The organism is Lacihabitans sp. LS3-19, from assembly GCF_024343575.1.
In the GTDB taxonomy this organism is placed as follows: Bacteria; Bacteroidota; Bacteroidia; order Cytophagales; family Spirosomataceae; genus Leadbetterella.
Genome location: NZ_RJUA01000073.1, coordinates 1 through 1,988 on the forward strand (window position 1 = coordinate 1; position 1,988 = coordinate 1,988).

At 35.4% G+C, this 1,988-nt stretch carries 2 protein-coding genes; both read left to right on the forward strand.

Going from position 1 to position 1,988, the window contains the following annotated elements; translation table 11 throughout:
- Nucleotides 1–245: phage tail protein (locus EGI22_RS15385; protein ID WP_369010877.1), on the forward strand; the 245-nt coding region annotated here is incomplete at its 5' end.
- A 172-nt stretch (nt 246–417) separates the two neighbouring features.
- A partial coding sequence (locus EGI22_RS15390; RefSeq protein WP_255069326.1) for a Calx-beta domain-containing protein occupies nt 418–1,988 on the forward strand: 1,571 nt, incomplete at its 3' end.

Below are 1,988 nucleotides of genomic sequence, written 5' to 3' on the forward strand. Positions count from 1 at the left end.
CTCATACCCATAGCATGAATGCCTCTAATGATACCGCTTCTGTCGGTTCGCCTGCATCTAATTCATTGGGAACAGCAGCAAGAGGAGGTACTGTGCTTCCATATGCACCTGGAGCAGCAAATCAAGTTGCAATGGGCTCTACAACTGGCTCAGTTGGAGGTAATATACCTGTAAACAATATGCAGCCTTATCTTGCTTTGAATTATATTATTGCGTTGGTGGGGGTTTACCCTTCGAGAAACTAAAGCCTCTATTATAAGTTGTTGATTGCCAAGGAGTATTTATTAAGATTTAATAATAAAATTACTCCTTGGTATTTATGATTTATTAAAATATATTTTTTATTAAAACTTTTTCTCACACAATAAGACTTACCAAATATTTAGCAGCAAGAATTATATCAAAAACATTAATTTTATGAAAACTATTTTTACTTTATCAATTATCAATATTAAGCTTAAAAGCTTGCTGTCTTTTTTTGTAGTCTTGTTGATTTCGATTAATACTTTTGCACAAGTTACAGCCACTGAAGACTTTGAAACAGAAACGAACAATGGTTCATTTGTTGAAAGTTCAATTAATTTTACACATACATTTAGTCTAACCACTCTAGCTCCTTATGGTTATGGCGGAAGTTCGAAATTTTTGGAGTTAATCACTAATTCGCCGGCGACCAGTAATTCTGCTAACATTGCAATAAATAATAGTTTAAACCCAGGTGCCTGTTATAAAATAAATTCATTTGCTGCTTATGTAAGTAATTCTAGTGGAGGAGCAATACCTATGAATGGTTCAATAACCGTTTCAGGCATACCTTGTGGACAGGTAAATACTTTAATGGCAAATATTACTATTAATTCTAATGGTGGTGCTCTTGGAAGCGGCCAAACTATAGATGCAAATGGTATTGTAAACGGACTTAATTTTATAGGAACACCTTTAGATGGTTTATATTTTCAAAGTCTAACTTTTAATACTGTTGATGGAGATGGCTTGGGTGGGGGAAATGGTTTGGTATATCTGGAGATTGATCATGTGAATTTCACAACGACAGTACCAGTAACTAATACTTATGCAATAGCAAATGCTAATTTTTCTGAAGGAAATGCTGGAACAACAGTAAATACCTATACTATTACAAGATCTCTTGGAACTTTGGCAGGTTCAGTTCAGATTCAATCATCAAACGGTACCGCTACTGCAGGTTCAGATTACGTGGCAGTACCATTAACTACCGTTAATTTCCCGATTGGTTCTTTGTCACAAACTGTAAATGTAACCATCAACGGAGATGTAACTTTAGAACCGAATGAAACGATTAATATGACGCTTTCTAATCCCACAGGTGGTACCATTAGCTCGGGTTCAGCAATTATTACGATTTTAAATGACGATAGTTTCATAGAAACCTTTGAGGATGAAACAAATCTCGCTAATACATTCACAGAAGGTGGCGTGAATTTCCAGAGTACTGGTAAACTGGGGATTTCAAAAACGGTCTCAGCAATTGGTTCTGGTAGTTCATTCGGCTTTTTAGATTCGAAAGCTCCGTATGCAACGGGAAATCAAGGATCAATTGAAGTGACGACTGCAGGAAAGACCTTTAAAATGTTAAGTGTAGATTTATGGTCTTCGCTCAATTCGGGAAATTCTTTTCCTGCAACTGCCTGTACAGTTACTTTTACGGGTTTAAAAGAAGATGGCATCAATACTGTTTCTCATTCGGCAAGTATATCTCCTACAGGTTTAAATGGATTTGAAACTGTTAATTTTACTGGAACTCCATTTGATAATATTCCTTTGATTAGCATTTCTTTTAGTGTTTCTGGTTCTGTAAATTATCTTGCAATAGATAACTTTAATTTTGCTCCTTCTAACATTACTACCACTCAGCTATCTATTAATGATGTTAGCCTATTGGAAGGTACTTTAGGTGGTAATACTTCAGCAGTTTTTACTGTTTCTCGTTCTAATAATAGCACTGCATT